Genomic DNA, 23,885 nt, shown 5'->3' on the forward strand with positions numbered 1-23,885 from the left:
CGGAATTGGCCTGGACCACCCCCCGGAAATTCCTCTTTTAAATCGCCGAGCCTTGGGTAGGCTCCTCGGATCGTCAGGGCCGCTGCCTGCGACGACGGTCGCGCCAATAGGTCTATGCCAATTGGCCTTCATGCGCCTTCGTCGTTAATGATGTCTGGGCCCTGAGAGAGTGGAGGAGTCACAGTCGTGTCCGTTTCCGTGGAAGTGCCCGCGCCGACGAGCAATCGCGAATTGGTCGCGTGGGTGAACGAGATCGCAGCCCTGACCCAGCCCGACCGGATCGAGTGGTGCGACGGTTCGGAGGAGGAGTGGACGCGCCTGACCAACCTCCTCGTCGAGCAGGGGACGCTCACCCGGCTCGCCGCGCGCCCGAACAGCTTCTACGCCAAGTCCGACCCCAGCGACGTGGCCCGGGTCGAGGACCGCACCTACATCTGCTCCGAGCGCGAGGAGGACGCGGGTCCGACCAACAACTGGATCGCTCCAGCGCAGATGCGGAAGACCTTCTCCGAGCTCTTCGCGGGCTGCATGCGCGGACGCACCATGTACGTCGTCCCGTTCTGCATGGGCCCGCTCGGCGGCGAGATCTCGCAGCTCGGCGTCGAGATCACCGACTCCGCGTACGTGGCCGTGTCCATGCGGATCATGACCCGCATGGGCGAACGGGCCCTGCGCCTGATCGAGCAGCGGGGCGGCTTCGTCAAGGCCGTCCACTCCGTCGGCGCCCCGCTGCGGCCGGGGCAGTCCGACGTGGCCTGGCCGTGCAGCTCCACCAAGTACATCAGCCACTTCCCCGAGACCCGCGAGATCTGGTCCTACGGCTCCGGCTACGGCGGCAACGCCCTGCTCGGCAAGAAGTGCTACGCGCTGCGCATCGCCAGCGTCATGGCCCGCGACGAGGGCTGGCTGGCCGAGCACATGCTCATCCTCAAGCTCACACCGCCCACCGGCGAGACCCGCTACGTCGCGGCCGCCTTCCCGAGCGCGTGCGGGAAGACGAACCTCGCCATGCTCCAGCCCACGATCCCGGGCTGGAAGGTCGAGACGATCGGCGACGACATCGCCTGGATGCGCTTCGGCGACGACGGCCGCCTGCACGCCATCAACCCGGAGGCCGGCTTCTTCGGCGTCGCGCCCGGCACCGGCCAGGTGACCAACGCCAACGCGATCAAGACCCTCTGGGGCAACAGCATCTTCACCAACGTCGCCCTGACCGACGACGGGGACGTGTGGTGGGAGGGGCTCACCGAGGAGCCTCCGGCGCACCTGACCGACTGGAAGGGCCGCTCCTGGACGCCCGACAGCGACGAGCCCGCCGCCCACCCGAACGCCCGCTTCACCACCCCCGCCTCCCAGTGCCCGACCATCGCACCGGAGTGGCAGGACCCCAAGGGCGTGCCCATCTCGGCGATCCTGTTCGGCGGCCGCCGCGCCACGGCCGTGCCGCTGGTCACGGAGTCGCTGAGCTGGGAGCACGGCGTCTTCCTCGGAGCCAACGTCGCCTCCGAGAAGACCGCCGCGGCCGAGGGCAAGGTGGGCGAGCTGCGCTACGACCCGTTCGCCATGCTGCCGTTCTGCGGCTACAACATGGGCGACTACTTCGGCCACTGGCTCGACATCGGCCGGGTCAAGGGCGCGAAGCTGCCGCGCATCTACTACGTCAACTGGTTCAGGAAGAACGACGAGGGCAGGTTCATCTGGCCCGGCTTCGGCGAGAACAGCCGCGTGCTCAAGTGGATCGTCGACCGCCTCAACGGCGAGGCCGGGGCGAACCCCACGCCGATCGGCCTGCTGCCCGCCGAGCTCGACACCGAGGGCCTCGACCTGGCCGAGGAGGACCTGCGCACGCTGCTGTCGGTCGACCGCGACGTGTGGCGCGAGGAGGCGGCCCTGATCCCGGCCCACTTCGAGAAGTTCGGCGACCGCCTGCCGAAGCAGTTGTGGGACGAGTACGACGCCCTGCTCGACCGGCTCGGCTGAGCGGGCGCCCGCGGTGCGGCGGTGCTGGCCGCCGCACCGCGCGCGGGCGTCCTGATCGCCCGGAACCTTTATGCCTTCCTTATACGTCTTCCCGGTACGCGGCCCGACGGGTCGCACGAGGGGAGGGCGTATGGATCTGTTCCTTCTCATCCTCGCGGTGGCGCTGGCGGTGACGGCGGGCGTCACCGTTCTGGCGGTCCGGCGTGAGCATGCCGCCATCCGGGGCGCGGCTTCCGAACCCCGCCTGCGCGATCTCGGCCCCTACGAGCTGGCCTTCATGGCGGGCGGTTCGCGGCGCGTCGCCGAGGCCGCCGTCGGGCTGCTGGCCGCGTCGGGGGTCGTACGCGTGTCCCGCGACGGACGGGTGCACCAGGTGGCCGGCGCCCGGAGCACCGGCGAGCCGGTCGAGGACGCCGTCCTGGACGAGGTCCAGCGCTCCCCCGGAGGCTGGGCCAGCACGATCAGGCACAGCGTGAGCCAGAGCGCCACCCTGGACGAGCTCCGGCACCGGCTGGGCAGGATCGGCGCGATCCACCCCACCGGCTCCTTCACCCAGGTCGACCGGCTGATCGTCCGGTTACGGGTGCTGGCGGTGCTGGCCCTCGCCGGGGCGGCCGTGGAGGCGCTGTCGGTGGCCGTCGAGGGCACGTCCGCGCTTCCGCTGGCCGCGCTCGGCGTCCTGGCAGGGACGGTCGTGGTCGCGCCGACCGCCATCGCCGGACACAGGCGCTCGTTCCCGACCGACCTGACCGCTTCCGGGCAGGCCGCGCTCGACCGGGCCAAGCTGGACCACCCGCCGGGCACGTCCGGCGGCCCGGTGGCCGTCGCGCTGTACGGCCTCGGCGAGCTGAACGACGCCAACCTGACCCTGGCGATCAACGGTTCCCCCGACCTGACGCTGCTGCCCGGACGGCGGCGCAGCGGCGCGGGCGGCCACGTCCAGTCGCAGAGCCCCGGCGGGCACGGCGGTGGTTGCGGCACGCCGGGATGCGGCGGCGGGAGCGGCTGCGGTGGCGGGAGCGGCTGCGGAGGCGGCGGCTGCGGAGGCGGCGGCTGCGGCGGCGGGGGGAGCTGACATGCCGGACCTGGGCGTGCCGGACCTGGGGGTGGGCATCGGCTGGCGGCCGGAGCTCGACCTGACGGTCGAACGGTTGGCGGGCGTCGGGTTCGTCGAGGTGGTCGCCGAGAACATCGACCCCGGCGACCTGCCCGAGTCGCTGCGCCTGCTGCGTGCCAGGGGCGTGCCGGTGATCCCGCATGGCGTCTCGCTGGGCGTCGGCGGCGCCGAGCGGCCGGACCCGGACCGGCTCGCCCGTCTCGCGGCCTGCGCGCTGGCCCTGGACGCGCCGCTGGTCAGCGAGCACCTGGCGTTCGTCCGCGGGGGCGGCGTGGAGGCGGGGCACCTGCTTCCCGTGCCGCGTACGCGGGAGTCGCTGGAGATCGTCGTGGAGAACGTGCGGCTGGCCCAGGAGGCGCTGCCCGTGCCGCTGGCGCTGGAGAACGTGGCCGCGATCTTCGGCTGGCCGGACGACGAGCTGACCGAGGCCCGGTTCCTGGCCGAGGTCGTGGAACGTACGGGGGTCGGGCTGCTGGTGGACGTGGCCAATCTGTACACCAACCAGGTCAACCTGGGACTGTCGGCCGTGGAGGCGCTGGACACGCTGCCGCTGGCGCATCTGGCGTACGTGCACGTGGCCGGCGGTCACGAGCACCACGGGATCTGGCACGACACGCATGCCGCGGCCGTGCCGCCGCCGGTGCTGGACCTGCTGGCCGAGCTGTGCGCCCGGACCGCGCCGCCCGGCGTCCTGCTGGAGTGGGACGACGACTACCCGAGCGACGCCGTGCTGGCCGGGGAGCTGGCGCGGATCCGGGCCGCGACGGTCCGGGCCGGGCAGCCCGTGGGCGGACGAGATGAGTGAGCAGGCGCGGGCGCGGCTGGCGCAGGCCCAGGGCCGGGTCGTCGCGAGCCTGGTGGCCGGGGCGGACCCGCCCGAGGGCTTCGACGCCGGACGGCTCGGGGTGCAGGCGGCCGCCCTGATGGCCAAGCGGCGCGGCGTGGTGGCCAGGCTCCGCCCGGACGCCGCCCGTGCCGCGGGGCCCGCCCTGGCCGCGGAGTTCGCCGCCTACGCGGCCGCCCGCGCCGTCCCGCCGCCCGGTTACCGGGCCGACGCCGACGACTTCGCCGCCTGGCTGCGCGCCCGCGGTCTCCTGCCGGACGGGAAACCCCGTCTGTGGAGCCGCCTGTTCCGCCGGGATCGCGGCTAAGCTGCTCGTAGCAAGCGCTTGGGAGGCGGTACGGCGTGCGGATCGTCAACATGGGCGACTGGCCCCTCGGCGAGCAGGACGAGCAGCTCCACGAGCCGGGCGACGACCCGCTGTGGAACGAGTCCTACTACCTCGACTTCGTCTCCGACGACGGCGAGCTGGGCGGATACGTCCGCATCGGGCTCTATCCGAACTGGAAACGCACCTGGTTCTGGGTCCGGCTCGTCCGGCGCGGCGGCGGCCTGGTGGAGATCACCGACCACGAGGCCCCGCCGACCGGCCTGGCGATGGCCTCCGGCGCCTACGAGGCGGACCTGGCCGCGACCGACCCCCTCCGGACCGCACGGCTGCGCCTGACCGCCCCGGACCTGGCGCTCGACCTCGAATGGCAGACCCGCGGCGGCGTGTACGGCTACCAGCTCACCCCCCGTTACGAGGTCCCCTGCGAGGTGACCGGGACGGTCGACGGCCGGCCCTTCCACGGCCACGGCGAACGCGACCACAGCTGGGGCGTCAGGGACTGGTGGTCGATCTCCTGGACGTGGAGCAGCGGCCGCCTCGCCGACGGCACCCACCTGCACGGCACGCAGGTCAACCTGGGCATGCCGCTGCCGTGGCCGGCGTTCACGGTGCCGCCCGGCGGCGAGATCGAGCATGCCGGGGGCTTCACGTCCGGCACCCGGTTCGACGGCGACCGTCCGGCGGAGACGCTGCTGAGCTTCCCCGGCCGTGCGGTGACCGTGCGGCCGGTCGCGTTCGCCCCGGTGACCCTGGTGTCGCCCGAGGGGGCGGTGGCCGAGTTCCCGAGGGCGATGTGCGAGCTGGAGTCCGACGACGGCGTCACCGGCTTCGGGTGGACGGAGTGGCACCAGCCGCCGGGCTGGCGTGAGCACGGCTGGCACCCCTTGCTCTGAAATATCCAGACATCCTAGGTTTGGGGGGTGATTGTCGATGCGCACCAGCATTTCTGGGACCTCGAAGCCGGCGACTACCCCTGGCTCACCCCCGAGGCGGGCGTGCTCTACCGGACCTACGCGCCGCACGACCTGGCTCCCGAGCTGGAGCGGGCCGGCGTGGACCGTACGGTGCTGGTGCAGGCCGCCGACTCCTGCGCCGAGACCGACGCCCTGCTGGCCCTGGCCGACGCCCACGACTTCGTCGGCGCGGTGGTCGGATGGATCCCGCTGCTCCGCCCGGACGAGGCCGCCGAGGCCATCGCCCGGTACGCCGGGAATGCGAAGTTCCGTGGCGTCCGGCACCTGATCCACGAGGAGCCCGACCCCGACTGGCTGGTCCGCGACGAGGTGCTGGAGTCGCTCGGCCTGCTCGCGGCGGCCGGCCTGACGTTCGACGTGGTCTCGCTCCTGCCCCGGCACCTCGACCACGTGGTCACGCTGGCCGGGCGGCATCCGTCCCTGAGGATCGTCGTCGACCACCTGTCCAAGCCGCGCATCAGGGACCACGAGTGGGAGCCGTGGGCCGGTGGGCTGGCCCGCGCGGCCCGCTTCCCCAACGTGTACGCCAAGGTCTCCGGCCTGGTCACCGAGGCCGACCACCAGAACTGGACGGTGGAGGACCTGCGGCCGTACGTGGAGCACGCCGTCGAGCTGTTCGGCCCGGAGCGCCTGATGGCCGGGAGCGACTGGCCGGTGGCCCTGCAGGCGGCCGACTACCGGACGGTCTGGGAGGTCACCGGCGCGCTGCTCGGCGGAACCGATCGGGACCTGGTCCTCGGGGACACAGCCAGAGGTTTCTACGGGTTTAGCTGAGTTAGGGCCGGAAACGGGGAAGGGCGTGGGGGGACTACGCTGTGTCGATGGGTCATACCTGACCGTCACGCCCGTCGCGTGCACGGACACCGTCGGCACGCCGTACGAGATCACCCTTGAGCTCCATCGCGACGGCACGCCGTACGGCAGCGTGGGGGAGCGGTGCGGCTGGCTGCTCGCGCGCCTGGCGCGCGGGGTCGACGAGGCGCGGCAGGGAAGGGGGGCGGCCAGGCGGTGGAACGACCCCGACGACCGCTTCCCCGACGAGGAGCCGGAGAGCGAGCTGTTCTCCTTCCGCTACCGCACCCGGTCGGGGCTGGTGGGCGGCGGCGAGCTGCGCTGCCAGCTGCGCACCATCCCCATCTGGCAGCCCGCGCCCGCCCAGTGGCGGCTGACCCGCCGGGCCTACGTCGAGGCGTGGGGGGCCACCGGCGTGGGCATGCGGGCGGTCCTGACGTCGGCTGAATTGTCCGAGTTTGTCCGTGAACTGGTCCATGAGGCCGAAGGGTGCCTCGGCGGAAGAGATCTCGCCAGGAATCCGATTGCGGGAGCAGGCACGGGCGAAACGCGGTGATAATTGCCTGTTGGGTCATTCGACCAAAGGCACAGCACCGCTGGGGAGGCACTCCGTGGGCCTGCGCGACCTGGTCTACCGGCTGTACGAACACAGGCTGGAGACCAAGCTGTCCAAGGACAGCGTTCCCCGGCATGTCGGGGTCATCATCGACGGCAACCGCCGCTGGGCGCGCGCCATGGGCATGCGCGACGTGGCCACCGGCCACCGCAAGGGCGCGGACAAGATATCGGAGCTGCTCGGCTGGTGCCGCGAGACGGGCGTCGAGGTCGTCACCGTCTGGATGTTGTCCAACGACAACCTCAACCGGCCGCGCGAGGAGCTGGAGCCGCTGCTGCACATCATCGAGGACGTGGTCCAGGAGCTCGTGGACGCGGGCTGGCGGATCAGCCCGGTGGGCGCGCTGGACCTCCTCCCGGCCCGGACGGCCAATGTCCTAAAAAACGCAAAAGAAGCGTCATCACACCGTCCGGGCCTGATTGTGAACGTTGCAGTTGGGTATGGAGGAAGACGTGAGATTGCCGATGCGGTGCGCTCACTCCTCCAGGAGCATGCGAGTAAGGGCGCCAGCATCGAGGACCTCGTGGAGGTCCTCGATGTCGAACACATCGCGGAGCATCTCTACACTCGCGGCCAACCCGACCCGGACCTCCTCATCCGTACGTCGGGCGAGCAGCGTCTGTCCGGATTCATGTTGTGGCAGAGCGCTCACTCAGAGTTCTACTTCCATGAGGCTTACTGGCCGGACTTCCGCAGGGTCGATTTCCTGCGGGCGCTGCGCGATTACGCTGCGAGACACCGGCGTTACGGTTCTTGATGCGACATTCGGGTATCCAGGACGTAACGTTGGAAGTGTCCGGCCACAGGCCGGGCATCCCGGAGAGGGCCCGCCTTTGCACCGAAATCTGCTGAGGGGGGCCGGAGTCCGGCTCCGCCGGCAGGTTGCGGTCGGGGACGCGGGTCCGGTCCGGTTCCCACCTCGTCTGCAGGGTGCCCGCACCTATGGGCGCCCGGGGGAGAACGTGTGGCAGTGTCCTCGAGCAACCCTACTCACCAGCCGGCCAAGCGCACGTACGTGCTCGACACCTCGGTGTTGCTGGCCGACCCGGCGGCATTGACGCGCTTCGCCGAGCACGACGTCGTCCTTCCCATCGTGGTCATCACGGAGCTGGAAGGTAAGCGGCACCATCCCGAGCTCGGCTACTTCGCGAGGAAAGCCCTGCGCTACCTCGACGACCTGCGGGTTCAGCACGGCAGGCTCGACGAGCCGATGCCGACTGGGGATGGAACGATCAGGGTTGAGCTCAACCACAGCGATCCGTCCATTCTGCCCGTCGGGTTCCGCCTGGGCGACAACGACACGCGCATCCTGACCGTCGCGCGCTCGCTCGCGGCCGAGGGCTGCGACGTCGTCCTGGTCTCCAAAGACCTGCCCATGCGGGTCAAGGCGGCCTCGATCGGCCTGGTGGCCGAGGAGTACCGCGCCGAGCTGGTCGTCGAGTCCGGCTGGACCGGGATGGCCGAGCTGCAGGTGACGGCCGAGGACGTCGAGACGCTCTTCGACAAGGGCGTGGCCGACCTGGAGGAGGGCCGCGAACTGCCGGCGCACACCGGCCTGCGGCTGCTGTCGGCCAAGGGATCGGCGCTCGGCAGGGTGGCGCCGGACAAGTCCGTACGCCTGGTCCGCGGCGACCGCGAGGTCTTCGGCCTGCACGGCCGCTCGGCCGAGCAGCGCATCGCGCTGGACCTGCTGATGGACCCCGAGATCGGGATCGTCTCGCTGGGCGGCAGGGCCGGCACCGGCAAGTCGGCGCTGGCGCTCTGCGCCGGTCTGGAGGCGGTCCTGGAGCGCCGCCAGCACCGCAAGGTGGTCGTCTTCCGCCCCCTGTACGCCGTCGGCGGCCAGGAGCTCGGCTACCTGCCGGGCACCGAGGGCGAGAAGATGGGCCCGTGGGCGCAGGCGGTCTACGACACGCTCGGCGCGATCACCTCGCCCGAGGTGATCGACGAGGTGCTCGACCGGGGCATGCTGGAGGTGCTCCCGCTCACGCACATCCGCGGCCGGTCGCTGCACGACGCGTTCGTGATCGTGGACGAGGCCCAGTCGCTGGAGCGCGGGGTGCTGCTCACGGTGCTGAGCCGGATCGGCGCCAACTCCCGGGTGGTGCTCACGCACGACGTCGCCCAGCGCGACAACCTGCGGGTCGGCCGGCACGACGGCGTGGTGGCGGTGGTGGAGAAGCTGAAGGGCCACCCGCTCTTCGCGCACGTCACGCTCACCAGGTCCGAGCGGTCCCCGATCGCCGCCCTGGTGACGGAGATGCTGGAGGACATCACGATGTGAGGCGCGGCGGGCCTACTTGAGCTCGCCGCAGGTGTACGGCCGTCCCTCCGCCTTGGAGGGGCGGCCGTCGTTCTCCCGGACGATCTTGACCTGCTCGAACGCGGCGTCCTGCTGCGCGGCGTCCTGCTGCGCGGTGCAGACGATCTGGGCCTTGCCGAGCCTGCTCAGCGGCCGGTCGCCCTTGAAGTAGACGGTCAGCGTGGACGTGCGCGGGAGCTGCTTCTCGTCGCGCTGGACGGGGTCGAGCGAGTCCTTCATGCCGACGTACTCCAGGCCGCGCAGCTCGGTGGTGCGGTCGCCGAGCGGCCGGTCGGAGGCGGCGAACAGGGCGCCGAGCAGGCTCCCCACGGTGTCGGTCTCGACGTCGGCGGGTTCGAGCGTGAGCTCCTTGTTCCTGATCAGGAAGATGGTCTTCGAGGGCGGCGGCAGCTTGATGGTGGGCGCGGCGCCCTTGGTCTGGACGTCGGTCGGCGAGATGCCGCAGGCGGCCGCGGCCAGCAGGGCGAGAACGGCCGGCAGGGCCCGGTGCGCTCTCATTGGTGCGGCAGCCAGACCGTGAACAGGGTGCCCGGCTGCTGGGCCCGTACGGAGATCGTGCCGCCGTGCAGGTGCACGTTGGCGCGGGCGATGGCCAGGCCGAGGCCGCTGCCCTGGCTGCGGGCCCGGCCCGCGCCCGCCTTGAAGAACCTGTCGAAGACGTGGGGCAGCGCCTCGGCGGGGATGCCCTTGCCATGATCGCGCACCTTCACCTCCAGGCCGTTCTCGGTGCCTCTCGCGGTGACCTCCACCGGGGGCAGGCCGTGCTTGAGCGCGTTGCCGACCAGGTTGGCCACGATGACGTCGAACCTCCTCGGATCGAGGTTGACGGTCAACCCCTGCGAGGCGGTCACCTCCACCTCGTCGCTCCAGCCGCGCACCTCCAGGCAGTCGAGGAGGGCGTCGGCGACGTTCACGGGCTCCACGTTGAGCGTCGCGGTGCCGGCGTCGAACCTGCTGACCTCGATCAGGTGCTCGACCAGCTCGCGCAGGCGGCCGATCTCGCGCAGCACCAGCCGTACGGCCTCGGCGGGCGCGTCGGGCAGCCGGCCGGCCTCCTCCGAGAGCATGTCGGCCACGGCCGTCATGGCGGTGAGCGGCGTGCGCAGCTCGTGCGAGACGTCGGCCACGAACCTGCGGGACATGGCCTCCAGCGAGCGCAGCTCCGACACGCTCAGCTCCAGCGCCGCCGCGGCGTCGTTGAACCTGGAGGTCAGCTCGGCCAGCTCGTCCTGGCCGTGCACCGGCAGGCGGGTGTCCAGCCGGCCCTGGCCGAGCGCCTGGGCGGCCGCGCTGAGCCGCCGTACGGGCAGCAGCACCTGCCGGGCCGACAGCAGCGCCACCACCAGCGCGATCAGCACGATGACCGCGCCGCCCTGGGTGAGCGTGTTGCGCAGCGTGGCGAGCTGGCTCTCCTCGTCGTGCAGCGGGAAGAAGACGAACGCGCGCAGCCCGGTCGGCTCGGGGGCGGTGCCGGTCTCGTACCGGTGGACCTCGGCGCCGACGACGAGCCACAGCTCGTTGCCGATCACCTTGCGCTGGGTGACGACGTTCTGCTTGGCCCGGCCGTACAGCTCGTTGGGGACGTCCTTCATGGTCATCGGGCCGTCGGCGGACAGCAGGTTGCCGTACTCGACCAGGACGCTGCGGCCGGGGCTGGACAGCGTGCGGACGACCTGGTCGAGCTCCTTCATGGACGGCGCCGCCTCGCCCGGCCTGAGCTGGCCGACCGGGAAGGTGATCCGGCCGAGCTCCCGGGTCACCAGGTCGAGCGACGTGGTCTCGGCCCTGGTCACGAGCGCGGTCTTGGCCAGCTCGAAGCCGATGGTGGCGACCAGCACCGACGCGGTGACCGCGACGAGGGTGAACGTGATGACCAGGCGCGCCCGCAGCCCGGTGGGCAGCGGGATCACGGAGGGCTGAACCGGTAGCCGAACCCGCGCACGGTGTGGATGAAGACGGGCTCGGCCGGCCTCGGCTCGATCTTGGCGCGGACGCGCTGGACGCAGGCGTCCACCAGCCGCGAGTCGGCGACGTGCGTGTGGTCCCAGACGACCCGCAGCAGGTAGCGGCGGTTGAGCACCTGCCCGGGGTGGCGGACGAGCTCCAGCAGCAGCCGCAGCTCGGTCGGCGTCAGGTGGATCTCCTTGCTGGCCAGCGTGACCTTGAGCGCCCCCCGGTCGATCACGAGGTCGCCGAAGGTGATGCGGTCGGAGGTGGCGGACTCGGCCCGGCGCAGGATGGCCCGGATGCGGGCGTCGAGCACCCGCGGCTCGACCGGCTTGACCACGTAGTCGTCGGCTCCCGCCTCCAGGCCGACCACGACGTCCAGGTCGTCGCCGCGGGCGGTGAGCAGGATGACGGGGAGCTGGTCGAGCTTGCGGATGCGGCGGCAGACCTCCACGCCGTCGATGCCGGGGAGCATGACGTCGAGGATCGCGATCTCGGGGCGGCGGGCGCGGATGTGGTCCAGAGCCTCCTCGCCCGTCGCATAGGACGTGACGGAATGTCCCTGCCGCGTCAACGCCAGCTCCAGAGCTGTGCGGACGGAGGGATCGTCTTCTACAAGGAGGATGCCGGCCACGCGCACATTATTATTCCATGTCCCCTATACCCGGGTTGTGTCATCAAACTGTGACCCGGTCCGGATCAGATCCCGAAGATGGGGCGGAACCCTGAAAGCGGCCTCCCTTCGGTGCGGGCGCTCGAAGGGAGGCGCGCCACCTCTGTGACGAAACTCACAATTTTTCGTGAAAAAGGTTGTTACCTGCTGGTTGGCCAAGAGAACGTCAACCGAATCCCGCGTTCCGGTTGCGGACCACCCCCCATGACAGGGCAAGCTCATGGATCGTGAGCCCCGGTCCGCAGTTGAGTGAGCGCCCCCCGAAGGATGACCTTCGCTCGGCGCGCCGCCGGCCTTCGCGTTTCACCCCCAAGCGCGTCGCCGTCACGGTCGTGTCGCTGGTGGTGGTCGTGGGCGGTGGCGGTTACGTCGCCTATCGCGCCGTCGACAATGCCAACAGGCCGCCGGTCGACCCGTTCACGGCCGAGCAGCTGGGCGCGCTCGCCGGAGGCGACCTGTTCGCCCCCGACCCCGAGACCGACGCCCTGAAGAACGCCGCCGAGCAGGCGTTCCGGGCCGACCAGCTCAAGAAGGGCCGCACCGGCACCAAGAAGCTCAACTGGGTCGTGCCCAAGAAGGCGCCGGGCGGCAACGGCTTCCCGCCCGCGAACTTCCCGCCGGGCAGCAACCCCTCGCCCGGCAGCAACAAGGCCGTCGCCAAGTCGTTGCTCGCCGCCAAGGGCTGGGGCGCCGACCAGTGGGGCTGCCTGGAGCTGCTGTGGCAGAAGGAGAGCGGCTGGAACGAGCGGGCGATGAACCGCTACTCCGGCGCGTACGGCATCCCACAGGCCCTGCCGGGCAGCAAGATGGCCAGCGCGGGCGGCGACTGGCAGACCAATGCCGCCACCCAGATCGCGTGGGGCCTCGGCTACATCAAGGGCCGCTACGGCACGCCCTGCGGCGCCTGGGGCCACTCACAGTCCACAGGATGGTACTAACAGGTCAACTTTCCTCCTGTAATCGGCAAGCCGTCTCACCCGATCGTGTATGAGCGGCGCACGCTGGCCGCATGGGTGCGAAGGTCAGTGTGATCATCAATGTCCACAACCCGGGTGACACCGCGGACGCGTGCATCCGCTCCGCGCTGGAGCAGACGCTGCCGGCCGCCGACTACGAAGTGATCTTCGTGGACGACGGCTCCACGGACGGCATCGGGGCCCGCCTGGACACCATCGCCGATCTCCGCGAGAACGTCCGCGTGCTGCACCTGCCGCACACCGGGTCGCCGTCGCGGGGCCGCAACATGGGCGTGGCCACGGCGGAGGGCGATTACGTCTACTTCCTCGACCAGTCCGACCGGCTGGCGCGCGACGCCCTGGCCCGCATGCACGAGCGCGCGGTCGAGACCGACGCCGACGTGCTGATCGGCCGGCTGGCCCGCGACTACGGGCCACCCATGGTGGCCTTCGAGCGCAGCACGGCCCGCGCCGACATCCTGCGCGAGCGCCTCATGACGCTGCTCGTCCCCCAGCAGCTCTACCGCCGGGCCTTCCTGGAGGAGCACGAGCTGGGCTTCGCCATGCCCGGCGGCAGGCTGGCCGAGCAGGCGTTCGTGATGCGGGCGTACCTGCACGCCAAGGTGATCGCCGTACTGGCCGAGGACGTCTGCTGCCAGCTCGGACCGCGGCCCGAGGCGGCCGAGGAGGACCCCCGGGTGATCGTGGCCGGGCTGAGCACGCTGCTCACCGACATCGACACCTACGTCGGCGCCGGCCGCCAGCGCGACCGCATGTACGCCTACTGGTTCCGCTCCGCCGTGCTCAGGCCGCTGCTGACCGCCAGGTTCGCCGACTCCTCGGTGGACCGGGGCATGCATTTCCGGGTCGTCCAGGAGCTGATCGGCGAGCGCTTCCCCGAGCGGGTCGACCGCTACCTGCCCGTCCAGATGCGGGCGGTGGCCGCCTTCGTCAGGAGCGGACGCCTGGACCAGATCGTCATGCTGGCCAACTCCTCCAAGCGCGCGGGCCTGCGCGCCGAGCTCACCGAGATGCGCTGGGACGCCCACATCCTGGTGCTCGGCCTGACCGTGGAGGTCATGTCCGGCGACGGACTGCCCGACCGGTACCGCGTGGACGGCGAGCGCCTGCACTGGATCCCGCCGCGTTCGATCGACACCAGGCTGCTGTCCGACGACGTCACCGACATCACCTCCGACGTCGAGCGGGCCCGCGTGGACGTCTACATCCGGCACAGCGGGACCGGCGTGGTGCACTTCCTGCCGATTAACCAGCACGTCGAGCGCGGGCCCGACGGCCGCCGCCGGGTCCGCGTGCAGATCAGGGGCGAGGCCCGGCTGGACGTGACCAGCGCGGCGATGGGCCGCCCGCTCAGCCCGGGGCAGTGGGAGGTGCACGTCCGCATGTTCAGCGGCGCCAACCAGGCCAGGAGCCGGGTCGGCCGGGCCGAGGGGCCGCTCAACTGCCTGGGCGTGCTGGCGCAGCGGCCCAGGATGCGGCTGGTGGTGCCGTGCTGGTCGGACAAGGGGGAGCTGGGGCTCGCCGTCGAGCCGCGCTCGTTCTCGGAGTCGATCGCGCTGGTGTCGCCGGGGGTGACCGTCCGCCAGCTCGACGGTCACGTGTACGTCGTGCTGCCGGTCCCGTACGTGCCGCCGAGCGGCGGGCCGCCTCTGGAGCTGGTGCTGCGCAGCACCGGCCGCCGCGAACGCGAGGTGTGCGCGCCCGCGCTGGTCGAGGCCGGGGTGCCGGGCAAGCTCGCCGGCCAGCTCGTCGCCAAGATCCCGGTCAAGCGGCACATCTCGGGCGATGACCACCTCGGTCCGGGCGCCTGGCTGTCGTCGCTGCGCTCGGCCGACGAGGAGACCGGGCTGCGGTTCGGGCTCCAGGTGCGCCGGGGCCGGGTCGAGACGCGCCCGGCCGTCGCGGTCGAACCCCGGCGGCGCTCGCCCATGGGCCACGACACCGTGCTCCACCGCCTCGGCAGGCGCCTGCCCGGGGCGCGGCACATCGTGCGCTGGGCGCGCGCGGGCAGGCATCGCTACCTCAAGGAGTGACCCAGTCCTCCAGCTCCTGGAAGGCGTCCCTGAAGGCCGGGAGCATGGGCCTGAGCCGGTCGGGGTAGACGTCGACGAGGCTGTCGAGGTGGTTGCCGCCCTCGATCCGGTGGTAGCGGAACGGGCGGCGCGGGCCCACCATCTCGGCGTAGACGTCGGAGTCGCGGGAGATCGGCAGCAGCGTGTCGAGGGTCCCGTGGATCGTGATCAGCGGCTTGGTGATCCTGCCGGTCAGCCCGATCCTGGCCATCGCGGCGTACGGCCTGCGCGCGTCGTAGTCGTAGTCGGCCGGCGCGCCCGTGTACGACGGGTCCAGCTCCTTCTGGTAGAGCTGCTGGGTGAGCTCCCAGTAGTACTGCCGGTGGAAGGGCCACAGGAACTCCGACCCCGCCGCGAACCCGGCCGCCCGCACGCCCGCCTCGTCGGGGTACGCCTTCAGCGCGGGCGGCAGGAAGTTCAGCAGGTTGTCGCCCTTGACCCGGAAGAGCGTGCCCTCCCAGTCCACGCCGCCGTCGTAGAGCCAGGCGCGGTTCTCCAGCTGCCACCTGACCAGGTAACCGCCGTTGGACAGTCCGGCCATGAACGTACGGGCGGGCGGGCGGCCGTACCGCTGCCGGACGACCGACCTGGCGGCCACGGTGAGCTGGGTGACGCGGTCGTTCCACTCGGCGATGGCGTCGCCGGGGCGGCGGCCGTCCTGGTAGAAGGTCACGCCCACGTTGCCCTTGTCGGTGGCGGCGAACGCGTAGCCCTTGGACAGGACCCAGTCGGAGATCGTGTAGTCGTTGGCGTACTGCTCCCGGTTGCCCGGCGTGCCGCTGACGACCAGGCCGCCGTTCCAGCGGTCGGGGAGCCTGATCACGAACTGGGAGTCGTGGTTCCAGCCGTGCGTGGCGTTGCCGGTCGAGGTGTCGGGGAAGTAGCCGTCGAGCTGCGTGCCGGGCACGCCGGTCGGGTTGACGGTGGCCTTGGAGTGCAGGCCGGCCCAGTCGGCCGGGTCGGTGTGGCCGGTCGGCGTGGTGCCGGCCGTGGTGAGGTCGTCGAGGGCGGCGCTGACCAGCTTCTCCGCCCCGGGCACGGTCAGCTCGTGCGCGACGGGGGCGGTGAGCAGGCTCGCCACGAGGGTGAGGGCGACCAACATCAGGCCTCCTCCAGGTGCTCGGCCAGCAGACGGCGGAACTCGGCGGGCCGCTCCAGGTGCGGGCTGTGGCCGCAGTCGTCCAGCACGACCTCGCGATAGCGGCCGTAGCGGTCGAGGACCGCCCTCGTCTGGGTCACCATCGGCTGGGCCGGCGTGCCGGGGGAGCCGGGCACGACGCCGATCGCGCCCAGATGGGCCAGGTCGAACAGGGAGGTGTCGGAGACGATCACGTCGTCGGCGCCCCTGATCCACAAAACGGGCGGCCGGGAGTCGATCTCGTGCAGGTCGTCCAGGCGGAAGTGGGTGGGGGCGCACGCGTTGAGCACCCCCTGCTTGCCGGGGGCCACGCCCGGCCATGCGGGGGAGGTGGCGGCGTCGCCCGGGTAGTTGGCCTCGTCGACCCGGGTGGTGAGCATCGACCGCAGGTAGAAGTCCTCGTCGGGGATCTCCGGGTGCTTGACGTAGCCGGAGCGCAGCACGTTGCGGGGGGAGGTGGGGGACTCCTCGGACAGGTCGCCGGCCTTCAGGCGGGCCACGAAGTCGGGGTTCGCCGCCCCGGCTCCCGATCCCGCGCCGTCGGGGTGGGTGAGCGTGCCGTCCGGGCCCTCGGTGCCGCCGAAGCCGTACGGGGAGATCGGGTTGACCAGCGTGACGCTCCTGACCAGCGCCGGACGGTCGCGCAGGAACTGCAGGACGACGCCGCCGCCGAGGCTCCAGCCGACCAGGTGCACGCCGTCGAGCCCGAGCGCCTCGGCCAGCTCGACCAGGTCGTCGGAGAAGTCGCGCAGGCCCCGGGTGGCGTCCACCGGCTGGGGGTCGGTGTCGCCGAAGCCGCGCAGGTCGGGGGCGAGCGGGCGGTAGCCGTCGGGCAGCGCGGCCATGCTGTCGCGCCAGAACGCGCCGGAGGAGACGTTGCCGTGCACGAACAGCACGGGCTCGCCGGACGTCCTGCCCTCGACGGTCAGGACGTGCTGCGTGAGGCGGGGGGTGGTGACCTTCATCGCACGTGCATCCTCTCGGCCAGGTCGCGTCCCTGGGTCTCGCGGGCGGTGTAGACGGCGACCAGCGTGAGCACCGCCGCCAGGCCAAGGTAGACGGAGATGGGCACACTGCTGGAGTAGCTCTTCAGCAGCGCCACCGCGATGAGCGGGGCCAGCGCGCCGGCCACGATGGCCGACAGCTGGGCGCCGATCGACACGCCGGTGTAGCGCGTCCTGGTGCCGAACAGCTCGGCGAAGAAGGCCGCCTGCGGGCCGTACATCATGCCGTGGAAGAGCAGGCCGACGGTGACCGCGAGGGTGATCGCCAGGAAGTTGCCGGTGTCCACCAGTGGGAAGAAGGCGAAGATCCACACGCCGATGCCGGCGGCTCCGGCCAGGTAGATCGGGCGGCGGCCGAGCCGGTCCGACAGCGCGCCCCACATCGGGATCGTGACGAAGTGGACCGCCGAGGCGACCAGCACCGCGCTCAGCACCGTCGAGTTGTCGATCTTGGCATTCTTCGCGTACGTGATGACGAACACGGTCAGCAGGTAGAACGAGATGTTCTCGGCCAGGCGGGCGCCGATGGCGGTGAGCACGTCCTTCCAGTGGTGCCGCAGCACGCCCACGATCGGCGCGGTCGGCTCCGGCTCGGCCTGCCGGAACACCGGCGACTCGCTGATCGTCAGCCGGATCCACAACCCGACCATCACCAGCACGCCCGACAGCAGGAACGGGACCCGCCAGCCCCACGACAGGAACGCCTCGTCGGACTGCCAGGCGGCCAGCACCGCCAGCACGCCGGTGGCCAGCAGGTTCCCGCCGGGCGCGCCCGCCTGCGGCCAGGAGGCCCAGAAGCCGCGGCGGGCGGTGTCGCCGTGCTCGGACACGATCAGCACCGCGCCGCCCCACTCGCCGCCGAGCGCGAAGCCCTGCACGAGCCGGAGCGCGGTCAGCAGCAGCGCCGCCGACGAGCCGAGCGTGGCGTACGTCGGCAGGCAGCCGATCAGGAACGTGGCGGCGCCCATCATCAGCAGGCTGACCACCAGCAGGGTCTTGCGGCCCAGCCGGTCGCCGAAGTGGCCGAAGACCAGGCCGCCGAGCGGGCGGGCGACGAACCCCACGGCGTAGGTGAGGAACGACAGCAGCGTGCCGGTCAGGGGGTCGGACTCGGGGAAGAAGAGTTTGTTGAACACGAGAGCGGCTGCCGAGCCGTACAGGAAGAAGTCGTACCACTCGATGGTGGTGCCGATCAGGCTCGCGGCGACGATCCTCTTGATGGAAGTTGCCATGCCGGTCACGGTAAAGAGTGACCGGCGTCACTCATATGGGGTCGGGACCCACAGTCTGTGGCGAGGATGTGTGGCCGAGCTTGTGCAGGCGGAGCGCGAGCTGGATCTCCAGCGCGCGTTCGGGCTCCAGCCAGCCGTCGCCGAGCAGCCTGCCGATCCGGTCGAGGCGTTGCGTGACGGTGTTGACGTGGATGTGCATGGCCTCGGCCGTACGGGAGGGCGAGCCGCCCGTGCCGAAGTAGGCCGACAGGGTGTCGGCGAGCGCGGTGCCCCGGCGGGCGTCGTAGTCGAGCACCGCGCCGAGCACGCGGCCGACGAAGCCGCGCACGTCGCGGCCGTCGCCCACGAGCAGGCCGACGAAGCCCAGCTCGGCGGGGCTCGCGCCGTCGCCGGCCCGGCCGAGCGCGATCAGCGCCTCGGCGCACCGCCGCGCCTCCTGGTACGCCTCCGCGACGTCCCGCGCCCCCGCCGTCCCGTCTCCCGGCGCCTCTCCCGCGGAGGGGGCGGGGAGCCGGGCCGGGGAGGCGCCCGCCGTCGCCGGGCTGTGCAGGGACGCGCTCAGCTCGGCCGCCACCCGCTGGGCGAGGCCGCCCGCGTCGACGCCCGGCAGCAGCAGCACCACCTCCTCGCCGCGCCCCGCCGCCAGCCCGTGCCGAACCGTGGCGTGCGAGGAGGCCCAGAACGCCGCCCGCTCCCGCTGGCCGCCGTGCCTGGCCACCACCACGACGTGCGGCGCCCGCAGGTCCACGCCGAGCCGCCGGGCCCGGTCGGCCAGGCCGGGCGAGTCCGGGCGCGAGATCAGGTCCTCCAGCAGCTCGCCCCTGACCCGGCCCTCGGCCTCGGCCACGCTCCGCCTGAACAGCAGCAGCAGCGCGCACACCAGCGCCGCCCGTTCCAGGATGCGTTCGTCGGCGTCGTCGCTGCGCAGGATGAGCGTGCACAACGGCTCGCCGCCGACGTCCACCGACGCGATCAGCAGGTCGCCCCTGCGCACGGTACGTCCCAGCGCCCTGGACGCCTGCGCCGCCTCGAACACCCCCGCGTCCAGCTCGCCCACGTCGCCCGTGATCGGCCGGCCCAGGTCGTCGAGCACGGCCAGCGAACCGCCGAGCACCTCGGTCACCACGGCGGCGACGTCCTCGATGCCGCCGCCCCGCAGCACCAGCGAGGTCATCCGGTCATGGGCCAGCGCGGCCCGCTCGACGGCCTCGCCGTGCGCCCTTGCCGTCCTGTGGGCCTGCGAGAGCTCCTCCAGGGCGTTCCTGGTCTCCTGGAGCAGCCGGGCGTTGTCGATGGCGACGGCGGCGTGCGCGGCCAGGCTCGCCAGCAGCGAGACCTCCTCCTGGTGGAAGGGCCTGGCGCTGCGGTTGGCCGCCATGAGCACGCCGATCACCCGCTGGCCCAGCCGCAGCGGCACCCCGAGGATCGCGACCAGGCCCTCCTCCTTGACGGCCTCGTCGATGTGCCCCTTGTGCCGGAACCTGGCGTCGGCGAAGTAGTCGGCGGTCGCGTACGGGGTGGCCGTCTGCGCGACCAGCCCGCCCAGCCCGGCGCCCATGGCCAGCCGGAGGGCCCTGAACTTGGCCGAGATCGACCCGTCGGTGACCCGCATGTACGTGTCGCCCTGCTCGGGGTCGTGCAGCGTCATGTACGCGATGTCGGTCGCCAGCAGCTGCCTGGCCCGGTGGACGATGGCTTCGAGCACGGCGTCGAGGTCGCGCAGCGCGGCCAGGTCACCGGCCGTGTCGTAGAGCGCCGACAGCTCGGCCTCCCGCCTGGCCCGCCGCCTGAGCAGCGCCCTGACCTTCAACGCCTCGACCTTGGCCTGCTCCAGCTCCTCGATCGTGGCCGGATCGGCGCCCTGCGCCCTGGCCTCCACGATCGGCCCCTCGAACTCGACGGCCGACGCCTCCCGCGCCAACAACTCCAGAAAGGGGGTGCTCACTAGTGGGCCGTCCAGCCGCCGTCTACGGGGAGGGAGGTGCCGGTGATGAAGGAGCCGTGGGGGCCGCAGAGGTAGACGACCAGTTCGGCGACCTCCTCCGGCTCGATGAGCCGCTTGATCGCGGCAGGCTGGAGCATGATGTTCTCGACGACCTCGTCGCTGCCGATGCCGTGCACCCGGGCCTGGTCGTCGATCTGCGTCTCGACCAGCGCCGTGCGCACGTACGCCGGGCACACGCAGTTGGAGGTCACCCCGTGGGCCGCCCCCTCCAGCGCGACGACCTTGGAGAACCCCTCCAGCGCGTGCTTGGCCGTCGTGTACGCCGACTTGTACGGCGAGGCCCGCAACCCGTGCACCGACGACATGTTCACGAACCGCCCCCAGCCCCGGGCGTACATGCCGGGCAGCACCCGCCGCGCGATCAGGAACGGAGCCTCCACCATCACCCGCATCATGGCGGAGAACACCTCCGGCGGGAAGTCCTCGACCGGCGCGACGTGCTGGAACCCGGCGTTGTTCACCACGATGTCCACCGGCTCGTCGGGCAGCGACCCGGCGAAGGCCGGATCGCTCAGATCGGCCACCACCGCGACCCCGCCGACCTCCGCGGCCACCTTCCCGGCCGCCTCGCCCTGCCTGTCGACCACCAGCACCTTGGCCCCCGCGGCGGCCAGTCGCCGGGCGCAGGCGGCGCCGATGCCGCCCCCAGCCCCCGTCACCAGCGCGGTCCGCCCAGTCAGCTCCTTCGCCATACTCCGAACCCTAGGCGGTCGCCGCGCCGGGACGCATGGGTGCGGGCGACATAGATGTGGGCCTGCCTATGTGGATCACTCCCCGGTCGGCGGGCGGGTCATGGACAGCACGTCGAGCGCGGCGTCGAGCTGCTCCTCGGTCAGGGTGCCGGCGGCCACGTGGCCGCGTTCGACGACGACCTCCCGGATGGTCTTGCGTTCGGCCAGCGCCTGCTTGGCTATCTTGGCCGCCTCCTCGTAGCCGACATGCCGGTTGAGCGGGGTGACGATCGAGGGGGAGGACTCGGCGTACTCGCGCAGCCGGTCGACGTTGGCCGTGATGCCGGCGACGCAGCGGTCGGCCAGCAGCCGGGACACGTTCGCCAGCAGCCTGATCGACTCCAGGATGTTGCGGGCGATGACCGGGAGCTGCACGTTCAGCTCGAAGCTGCCCGAGGCCCCGGCGAAGGTGATCGCCGCGTCGTTGCCGATGACCTGGGCCGCGACCATGGCCGTGGCCTCGGGGATCACCGGATTGACCTTGCCCGGCATGATGGACGAGCCCGGCTGGAGGTCCGGCAGGTTGATCTCGCCGAGCCCGGCGCGCGGGCCGGAGCCCATCCAGCGCAGGTCGTTCGCGATCTTGTTGAGCGACACGGCCACCACCTTGAGCTGCCCGGACAGCTCCACGATGGAGTCCTGCGCGCCCTGGGCCTCGAAGTGGTCCGCGGCCTCGCGGAAGGGGATGCCGGTCGCCTCGCCCAGCTTCGCGATCGCCCGTTCCGCGAAGCCCGGCGGGGTGTTGATGCCCGTGCCGACCGCCGTCCCGCCCAGGGGCAGCTCCAGGACGTGGTTCAGCGCCGTGCGGACGCGGGTGCCGCCGTGGTCGACCTGGGCGGCGTACCCGCCGAACTCCTGGCCCAGGGTCACCGGCGTGGCGTCCATCAGATGGGTCCTGCCCGACTTGACCACCTGCGCGAACTCGGCCGCCTTGGCGTGCAGCGTCTCGGCCAGATGCGTGAGCGAGGGCAGCAGGTGGAAGGTCACCTCGACCGCGGCCGCCACGTGGATCGAGGTCGGGAAGACGTCGTTGGACGACTGGGAGGCGTTCACATGGTCATTGGGGTGCACGGGACGACCCAGCCGCTCCTCGGCCAGCGTCGCGATCACCTCGTTGGCGTTCATGTTGGACGAGGTGCCGGAGCCGGTCTGGAAGACGTCGATGGGGAAGTGGGCGTCGTGCTCGTTGTCGGCCACGTCGGCGGCGGCCTGCGCGACGGCCTCGGCCAGATCCTTGTCGATCACGCCCAGCTCGCCGTTGACCTCGGCGGCGACCGCCTTGATCAGGCCCAGCGCGGCGATGTGGGACGGTTCGAGCGGCCGCCCCGAGATCGGGAAGTTCTCCACCGCCCGCTGGGTCTGGGCCCGCCACCGCGCTCCCGCCGGCACGCGGACCTCGCCCATCGAGTCATGTTCGATTCTGAACTCGCTCATGACTCCAGTCTGTCCCACGGCTGTGCGATCAGTCCGAGCAGTCCGGGCGCCGGCCCGTCCCGCGCGGGGGCGGGCCGGCGTACCGGGGTGAGCGCGTTCAGCTGGAGATGAGCGCCACGATGAGGACGGCGATCACGACCGCCGCGGCGGCGGCCACGGCCATGAGCACCAGCATGCCGTTGCGGTTGCCCGCGGGCGGCTTCTCGGGCTGCCCGGCGATGGCGAACAGGTCGGTGCCGAGGCCCTGCCCCTGATGCGGGCCGCTCTGGTGCGGTACGGGCTGCCCCGGGCGGCCCTGTCCCTGTCCACCCTGTCCAGGTCCACCCTGTCCAGGTCCACTCTGTCCAGGTCGGCCCTGCTGTGGCCCGCTCTGCTGCGGTCCGCCCTGTCCCGGGCCCTGCTGCGGCATCGGGCGCGGCGGTTGCTGCGTCGGCGGGTAGACCTGCTGGCCGGGAGCGCCGGGAGGGGCGGAGATGCGCCTGGTGGTGACGGTCCCCTCGTCGTCGGGGCGCTGCGGCGGACGGCCACCGCCCTGCTCGGGCCCCGGCGAGAACGGCGCCTTGGGACGCATGACGCTGACGGTCCGCTCGGGGTCGAAGTCCTCCTCGTCGCCGGTCTGAGGCGGCTGTGCCGGGCGAGCGCCCTGCGAAGGCCGTGCCCCCACGGGATGCGCCTGCTGCGGGCCCGAGGTGGGCGCTCCGGGCGTGGCGCCCGGCCCGTACGCCCCCGGCGCCCCGGAAGGGCGCCCCTGAGGGCCCGAGGCCCCGGGTGGGGGCCCGGAGGGACGTCGAGGGCCGGAACCGGTGAAGGGGTCGGGCAACGCGGCCTCCTGCGCGATCAGGTCTTCGGCCGTGAGCGCGGGCATCTCGCTCGTGGGCGTGTCGGCGACCATCCGCATGAGGGTCTCCGCCTTGGCGGCGCCGAGCCGCTGCCGGTAGTCCTTGTTCAGCAGCCCGTTCAGCACCGGCCGGAGCTGCCCCGCCTGCGTGGGCGGGTCGGCGCTCTCGCTGAGCAGTGCGGCCAGCGTCTCGGCGATCGTGGCCCGCTCGTACGCCGGCCGCCCCTCGACCGCGAAGTACAGCGTCGCCCCCAGTGACCAGATGTCCGACTCCGGCCCGGTGTACTCGCCTCTGGCGCGTTCCGGGGCCGTGTAGCCGGGCGAGCCGATCACCATGCCCGTCTTGGTGAGCCGCGAGTCGCCCTCGGCCTTGGCGATGCCGAAGTCCGTCAGCACCACCCGGCCGCTCTCGGTGATGAGCACGTTGCCCGGCTTGACGTCGCGGTGCGTGATGCCCTGGGAGTGCGCGGCGCGCAGCGCGCCCAGCAGGTCGACGCCGATCTCGGCGACGAGCCGCGGTGGCAGCGGCCCCTCCTCCTCGATCACCTGCTCCAGCGAGCGGGCCTCGATGAGCTCCATGATGATCCAGGGGCTGTCGTCCTGGATGAGCACGTCATGGATGGCCGCGACGGACGGGTGGTTGATCCGCGAGGCGATGCGGCCTTCGCGCACCATGCGCTCGCGTAGCTCGGCCCGCTGGTCCTCGGTGAGTCCCGGGTCCTGGCGGATCTCTTTGACCGCCACCTCGCGCCCGAGCGCGCGGTCGCGGGCGCGCCACACCGTTCCCATCGTGCCCCGGCCGAGCGGGGCGATGAGCTCGTAGCGCTCCGCGAGCAGGCGTGTCTGCTGTTCCGGCATGA

21 protein-coding genes are annotated in these 23,885 nt (G+C 71.8%); 11 read left to right on the top strand and 10 right to left on the bottom strand.

Annotated features, from left to right (window positions below):
* Positions 1-186 precede the first annotated feature (186 nt).
* From ACIA8R_RS13800 to ACIA8R_RS13840, 9 genes are all read left to right on the top strand, one after another.
* Positions 187-1,980 carry a phosphoenolpyruvate carboxykinase (GTP) gene (locus ACIA8R_RS13800; RefSeq protein ID WP_397038487.1) on the top strand — a complete coding sequence of 598 codons (1,794 nt, stop codon included), beginning with the start codon at positions 187-189 and terminating at the stop codon, positions 1,978-1,980.
* Positions 1,981-2,110: 130 nt separating this feature from the next.
* A complete protein-coding gene (locus ACIA8R_RS13805; protein WP_397038489.1) occupies positions 2,111-3,055 on the top strand; it encodes a TIGR04222 domain-containing membrane protein in 945 nt (314 codons plus the stop codon).
* Between the two features lies 1 nt (position 3,056).
* Positions 3,057-3,902 (top strand): DUF692 domain-containing protein, encoded by an 846-nt coding sequence (locus ACIA8R_RS13810; RefSeq protein ID WP_397038490.1) that lies wholly within the window; start codon positions 3,057-3,059, stop codon positions 3,900-3,902.
* The gene (locus ACIA8R_RS13815) at positions 3,895-4,248 is read left to right on the top strand and encodes a hypothetical protein (RefSeq protein ID WP_397038492.1); all 354 of its coding nucleotides are present in this window, start codon (positions 3,895-3,897) and stop codon (positions 4,246-4,248) included. Before ACIA8R_RS13810 ends, ACIA8R_RS13815 begins: the two co-directional genes overlap by 8 nt.
* A gap of 35 nt (positions 4,249-4,283) precedes the next feature.
* On the top strand, positions 4,284-5,162 hold the full coding sequence (locus tag ACIA8R_RS13820) for a hypothetical protein (protein WP_397038494.1): 879 nt from the start codon (positions 4,284-4,286) through the stop codon (positions 5,160-5,162).
* A 27-nt stretch (positions 5,163-5,189) separates the two neighbouring features.
* Complete coding sequence (locus ACIA8R_RS13825) at positions 5,190-6,017, top strand: amidohydrolase family protein (RefSeq protein ID WP_397038496.1); 828 nt, start codon at positions 5,190-5,192, stop codon at positions 6,015-6,017.
* A 25-nt stretch (positions 6,018-6,042) separates the two neighbouring features.
* Complete coding sequence (locus tag ACIA8R_RS13830; RefSeq protein WP_357704068.1) at positions 6,043-6,591, top strand: hypothetical protein; 549 nt, start codon at positions 6,043-6,045, stop codon at positions 6,589-6,591.
* A gap of 55 nt (positions 6,592-6,646) precedes the next feature.
* Positions 6,647-7,408 (top strand): isoprenyl transferase, encoded by a 762-nt coding sequence (locus ACIA8R_RS13835; RefSeq protein ID WP_357704070.1) that lies wholly within the window; start codon positions 6,647-6,649, stop codon positions 7,406-7,408.
* Positions 7,409-7,615: 207 nt separating this feature from the next.
* Complete coding sequence (locus tag ACIA8R_RS13840; protein WP_357704071.1) at positions 7,616-8,935, top strand: PhoH family protein; 1,320 nt, start codon at positions 7,616-7,618, stop codon at positions 8,933-8,935.
* Between the two features lie 12 nt (positions 8,936-8,947).
* Here the strand turns inward: ACIA8R_RS13840 and ACIA8R_RS13845 are convergent, their stop codons facing one another.
* The 3 genes from ACIA8R_RS13845 to ACIA8R_RS13855 are packed head-to-tail and all read right to left on the bottom strand — an operon-like array spanning position 8,948 to position 11,555.
* Positions 8,948-9,472 carry a hypothetical protein gene (locus ACIA8R_RS13845; RefSeq protein WP_364097545.1) on the bottom strand — a complete coding sequence of 175 codons (525 nt, stop codon included), beginning with the start codon at positions 9,470-9,472 and terminating at the stop codon, positions 8,948-8,950.
* Positions 9,469-10,884, bottom strand: coding sequence for a HAMP domain-containing sensor histidine kinase (locus tag ACIA8R_RS13850; RefSeq protein ID WP_364097542.1), 1,416 nt, complete (start codon positions 10,882-10,884; stop codon positions 9,469-9,471). Before ACIA8R_RS13850 ends, ACIA8R_RS13845 begins: the two co-directional genes overlap by 4 nt.
* Complete coding sequence (locus ACIA8R_RS13855; protein WP_125636689.1) at positions 10,881-11,555, bottom strand: response regulator transcription factor; 675 nt, start codon at positions 11,553-11,555, stop codon at positions 10,881-10,883. The genes ACIA8R_RS13850 and ACIA8R_RS13855 overlap by 4 nt, the downstream gene beginning before the upstream one ends.
* Positions 11,556-11,932: 377 nt before the next feature.
* On the opposite strand from ACIA8R_RS13855, the gene ACIA8R_RS13860 reads away from it, so the two are divergent.
* Positions 11,933-12,532, top strand: coding sequence for a lytic transglycosylase domain-containing protein (locus ACIA8R_RS13860; protein ID WP_357704326.1), 600 nt, complete (start codon positions 11,933-11,935; stop codon positions 12,530-12,532).
* A 71-nt stretch (positions 12,533-12,603) separates the two neighbouring features.
* Positions 12,604-14,604 carry a glycosyltransferase family 2 protein gene (locus tag ACIA8R_RS13865; protein WP_397038499.1) on the top strand — a complete coding sequence of 667 codons (2,001 nt, stop codon included), beginning with the start codon at positions 12,604-12,606 and terminating at the stop codon, positions 14,602-14,604.
* Here ACIA8R_RS13865 and ACIA8R_RS13870 read toward each other — a convergent pair.
* The 7 genes from ACIA8R_RS13870 to ACIA8R_RS13900 all read right to left on the bottom strand — a co-directional run bounded on the left by ACIA8R_RS13870 (position 14,594) and on the right by ACIA8R_RS13900 (position 23,883).
* Positions 14,594-15,745, bottom strand: a complete 1,152-nt coding sequence (locus ACIA8R_RS13870; protein ID WP_364097535.1) for a tannase/feruloyl esterase family alpha/beta hydrolase — start codon at positions 15,743-15,745, stop codon at positions 14,594-14,596. The two genes, ACIA8R_RS13865 and ACIA8R_RS13870, sit on opposite strands and share 11 nt — an antisense overlap.
* Entirely contained in the window at positions 15,745-16,746 is a 1,002-nt protein-coding gene (locus tag ACIA8R_RS13875; RefSeq protein WP_364097532.1) for an alpha/beta hydrolase, read from the bottom strand. The genes ACIA8R_RS13870 and ACIA8R_RS13875 overlap by 1 nt, the downstream gene beginning before the upstream one ends.
* On the bottom strand, positions 16,743-18,017 hold the full coding sequence (locus ACIA8R_RS13880; protein WP_364097529.1) for an MFS transporter: 1,275 nt from the start codon (positions 18,015-18,017) through the stop codon (positions 16,743-16,745). The genes ACIA8R_RS13875 and ACIA8R_RS13880 overlap by 4 nt, the downstream gene beginning before the upstream one ends.
* A gap of 31 nt (positions 18,018-18,048) precedes the next feature.
* Entirely contained in the window at positions 18,049-19,962 is a 1,914-nt protein-coding gene (locus ACIA8R_RS13885) for a GAF domain-containing protein (protein WP_357704085.1), read from the bottom strand.
* The gene (locus ACIA8R_RS13890) at positions 19,962-20,714 is read right to left on the bottom strand and encodes a 3-hydroxybutyrate dehydrogenase (protein WP_364097523.1); all 753 of its coding nucleotides are present in this window, start codon (positions 20,712-20,714) and stop codon (positions 19,962-19,964) included. Before ACIA8R_RS13890 ends, ACIA8R_RS13885 begins: the two co-directional genes overlap by 1 nt.
* Before the next feature lie 75 nt (positions 20,715-20,789).
* On the bottom strand, positions 20,790-22,187 hold the full coding sequence (locus ACIA8R_RS13895; protein ID WP_364097520.1) for a class II fumarate hydratase: 1,398 nt from the start codon (positions 22,185-22,187) through the stop codon (positions 20,790-20,792).
* Between the two features lie 97 nt (positions 22,188-22,284).
* Positions 22,285-23,883: a protein kinase gene (locus ACIA8R_RS13900; RefSeq protein WP_397038502.1), complete on the bottom strand. Its 1,599-nt coding sequence runs from the start codon at positions 23,881-23,883 to the stop codon at positions 22,285-22,287.
* Positions 23,884-23,885 lie beyond the last annotated feature (2 nt).

The sequence above is a fragment of the Nonomuraea sp. NPDC051191 genome (assembly GCF_044455665.1).
Lineage (GTDB): Bacteria > Actinomycetota > Actinomycetes > Streptosporangiales > Streptosporangiaceae > Nonomuraea.

What these genes read in the sequence shown, in the direction of transcription:
- ACIA8R_RS13805 (WP_397038489.1), top strand. Translation starts at nt 2,111, where the DNA reads ATGGATCTGTTCCTTCTCATCCTCGCGGTGGCGCTGGCGGTGACGGCG.
- ACIA8R_RS13810 (WP_397038490.1), top strand. Translation starts at nt 3,057, where the DNA reads ATGCCGGACCTGGGCGTGCCGGACCTGGGGGTGGGCATCGGCTGGCGG.
- ACIA8R_RS13815 (WP_397038492.1), top strand. Translation starts at nt 3,895, where the DNA reads ATGAGTGAGCAGGCGCGGGCGCGGCTGGCGCAGGCCCAGGGCCGGGTC.
- ACIA8R_RS13845 (WP_364097545.1), bottom strand. Translation starts at nt 9,472, where the DNA reads ATGAGAGCGCACCGGGCCCTGCCGGCCGTTCTCGCCCTGCTGGCCGCG.
- ACIA8R_RS13865 (WP_397038499.1), top strand. Translation starts at nt 12,604, where the DNA reads ATGGGTGCGAAGGTCAGTGTGATCATCAATGTCCACAACCCGGGTGAC.
- ACIA8R_RS13870 (WP_364097535.1), bottom strand. Translation starts at nt 15,745, where the DNA reads ATGTTGGTCGCCCTCACCCTCGTGGCGAGCCTGCTCACCGCCCCCGTC.
- ACIA8R_RS13875 (WP_364097532.1), bottom strand. Translation starts at nt 16,746, where the DNA reads ATGAAGGTCACCACCCCCCGCCTCACGCAGCACGTCCTGACCGTCGAG.
- ACIA8R_RS13880 (WP_364097529.1), bottom strand. Translation starts at nt 18,017, where the DNA reads ATGGCAACTTCCATCAAGAGGATCGTCGCCGCGAGCCTGATCGGCACC.
- ACIA8R_RS13890 (WP_364097523.1), bottom strand. Translation starts at nt 20,714, where the DNA reads ATGGCGAAGGAGCTGACTGGGCGGACCGCGCTGGTGACGGGGGCTGGG.
- ACIA8R_RS13895 (WP_364097520.1), bottom strand. Translation starts at nt 22,187, where the DNA reads ATGAGCGAGTTCAGAATCGAACATGACTCGATGGGCGAGGTCCGCGTG.
- ACIA8R_RS13900 (WP_397038502.1), bottom strand. Translation starts at nt 23,883, where the DNA reads ATGCCGGAACAGCAGACACGCCTGCTCGCGGAGCGCTACGAGCTCATC.